Source organism: Alkalibacterium sp. s-m-28 (assembly GCF_054658175.1).
Map to the genome: position 1 here is coordinate 1 of NZ_BAAGIQ010000150.1, position 3,179 is coordinate 3,179.

2 protein-coding genes are annotated in these 3,179 nt (G+C 41.1%); both read left to right on the forward strand.

Annotated features, from left to right (window positions below; translation table 11 throughout):
• The first annotated feature begins 208 nt into the window (after positions 1 to 208).
• Complete coding sequence (locus tag ACYQ4S_RS11400) at positions 209 to 991, forward strand: inositol monophosphatase family protein (protein WP_459771237.1); 783 nt, start codon at positions 209 to 211, stop codon at positions 989 to 991.
• A 186-nt stretch (positions 992 to 1,177) separates the two neighbouring features.
• The gene (gene typA / locus ACYQ4S_RS11405; protein ID WP_459771238.1) at positions 1,178 to 3,010 is read left to right on the forward strand and encodes a translational GTPase TypA; all 1,833 of its coding nucleotides are present in this window, start codon (positions 1,178 to 1,180) and stop codon (positions 3,008 to 3,010) included.
• Positions 3,011 to 3,179 lie beyond the last annotated feature (169 nt).

Sequence of the window (3,179 nt, forward strand, 5' to 3'; positions counted from 1 at the left end):
ACGTAGTTCCACTACGAGACCTGGCAGAGTCTGCTTACTTAAGATATTGAACCGCCGTATACGGAACCGTACGTACGGTGGTGTGAGAGGACGGTAAATAAATTAATTATTTACCTCCTACTCGATTGTACATAGTCACCGAAGATTTTGCATTTTATCTTCACTTTTATTACAATAGACCTATTCAATCGACACAGAAGAGGAGAAAATGATGACCCAATCAGAGAATAGACACGCATTGATTCTACAATGGTTGAAAGAAATCAAATCATATATATTACAACAGAAAAATAGTGATTTAGACGTTGAGCAGAAAACAGCAGATAATGATCTGGTAACAAAAATGGACCGCTCGATAGAAGAGCAGCTGGTAGAGAAGATCCGCAGGCATTTTCCTGAAGATAAAGTTGTAGGTGAAGAAGGCTTTGGAGATGAAGTTTCGAGTATGGATGGAACTATCTGGTTTATTGACCCAATTGACGGAACGCTGAACTTTGTCAAGCAGCAGGAAAACTTCGCCGTTATGCTTGCAGTTTATGAAGAGGGAGAAGGCCAGGCTGCTTACGTGTATGACATTACCCGTGACAAATTGTACAGCGCAACTAAAGGAGAAGGTGTTAGTTGCAACGGTCAAAGGTTAGCTGAGCCTGCGGACCTTTCACTAAGAGAGGGACTGATTGCAGCCAGTTCTGCACTGATGATGAGAGAAGATAAAACAATTATACGTGAGATTGGAAATACGAGCATGGGAGTACGTATGCTAGGATCTGCTGGACTTGAGAGTGTAGAGGTAGCTAAGGGGAGTGTAGTGGCTTATGTGGCTTCTAATCTCAAACCATGGGATGTCGCTCCTGGACTTGTATTTATGGAAGAACTGGGGATGTCTGCAGTGACGTTTACTGATGAACCGATCGATCTCCTGACTAACAATGACATTGTCTTTTCGACAAAAAATGCACACAAAGACATTATTAAGATGCTTCACGCTTAAAAAACGTTGTACATGTCTTCTAATTACTGATATAATATTCTCTGCAACAATACAGGATATCTGGGAAACATTTATTCTTGAGTTAGGTATTCAGGAGTAAGTGTTTTTTTTGTGAAAGTATATGAAAGTGTTATGAAAACACTATAAGCCAATTATTGATTTAGAACCACAAACTGGAGGAAATTTATGAATAGACGAGATGATATAAGAAATATTGCAATTATTGCCCACGTTGACCACGGAAAGACTACCTTGGTTGACGAACTGCTGAAACAGTCGGATACTCTGGACGCGCACAGCGAACTAGGGGAAAGAGCGATGGATTCCAACGATATCGAAAGAGAACGTGGCATTACGATTCTTGCGAAAAACACAGCAGTTAAATACAAAGATCACCGTATCAATATTCTGGATACCCCAGGACACGCCGATTTCGGTGGAGAAGTGGAACGAATCATGAAAATGGTTGACGGTGTTATTCTTGTCGTGGATGCTTATGAAGGAACGATGCCTCAGACACGTTTCGTTTTAAAGAAAGCTTTGGAAATGAAACTTCGTCCACTAGTTGTCGTAAACAAAATCGATAAAGATACAGCTAGACCAGCCGAAGTGGTTGACGAAGTATTAGATTTGCTGATCGAACTGGACGCTGACGAAGAGCAGCTGGAGTTCCCTGTTATCTATGCCTCTGCAATCAACGGAACAAGCAGCTATTCTGCAGACTTGAGCACTCAGGAAAAAACGATGGAACCAGTCTTTGAAAGTATTCTTAAAGAAGTTCCATCTCCAGTAGATAACAGCGAAGATCCGCTGCAGTTCCAAGTCTCCCTTCTTGATTATAACGATTATGTCGGCCGTATCGGAATTGGGCGAGTTTTCCGTGGAACCATTAAAGTTGGAGACAACGTTACATTAAGTAAGCTTGACGGCACAACTAAGAATTTCCGCGTAACTAAGTTGTTTGGATACCTCGGTTTACAGCGTGTTGAAATTGAATCAGCTAAAGCGGGCGATCTGATTGCTGTATCAGGCTTTGAAGATATCTTCGTTGGAGAAACAGTAACACCTGTTGACCATGTGGATCCATTACCGATTCTAAGAATTGATGAACCAACATTGCAGATGACTTTCATCGTAAATAACTCTCCATTTGCTGGTAGAGAAGGTAAATTTGTGACTTCCCGTAAAATTGAAGAGCGCCTGATGCTTCAGTTACAGACGGACGTATCATTAAAAGTAGAACAGACCGACTCTCCTGATGAATGGATCGTTTCAGGAAGAGGAGAACTGCACTTATCCATTCTTATAGAAAACATGAGAAGAGAAGGATATGAACTGCAAGTTTCCAGACCTGTGGTTATCATAAAAGAATTCGACGGTAAGAAATTTGAACCGTTTGAAAGAGTTCAAATCGATACTCCAGAAGAATACATGGGTAGTGTCATTGAGAACTTAGGAACAAGAAAAGCAGAAATGCAGGATATGATTCATACTGGAAATGGACAAGTACGTTTAATTTTCCTTGCTCCTGCTCGTGGTCTGATTGGATTCACAAATGAATTCCTATCTATGACACGCGGATACGGAATACTGAACCATACATTTGACCAGTATCTACCAATGCTAAGCGGGAAAACAGGTGAACGTAGAAATGGTGCACTTGTGTCGATGGAGAATGGTGTCGCTACAACATACGGAATTATGAACCTGGAAGATCGAGGAGTAATCTTCGTAGAGCCAGGTACTGAGATTTACGAAGGGATGATCGTTGGTCAGCATAACCGTGACAATGATCTGGCTGTTAACCTGACGAAGGAAAAACAGAAAACAAATATCCGTTCAGCAAATAAAGACCAGACTAACGTGATCAAGCGTCCAAGAATCATGACCCTTGAAGAATCACTTGAATTCCTGGCTGATGATGAGTACTGTGAAGTAACGCCTGAATCAATCAGACTGAGAAAGAAAATACTGAACAAGAATGAACGTGAAAAAGCAGCCAAGAAATCTAACAGCTAATCAGTTCGTATGATAGTCTAGTGCTGATCTCCGTGTCATACATTTGAATTTGCCCAAAATTTATAACAACACTTTATATACCAAAAGCTCGAGGAATTCACATGTGGAAAACATGGAAGCCTCGAGCTTTTTGACTGTCCACAGCAAAAATCTGTGGACAAAATGCACC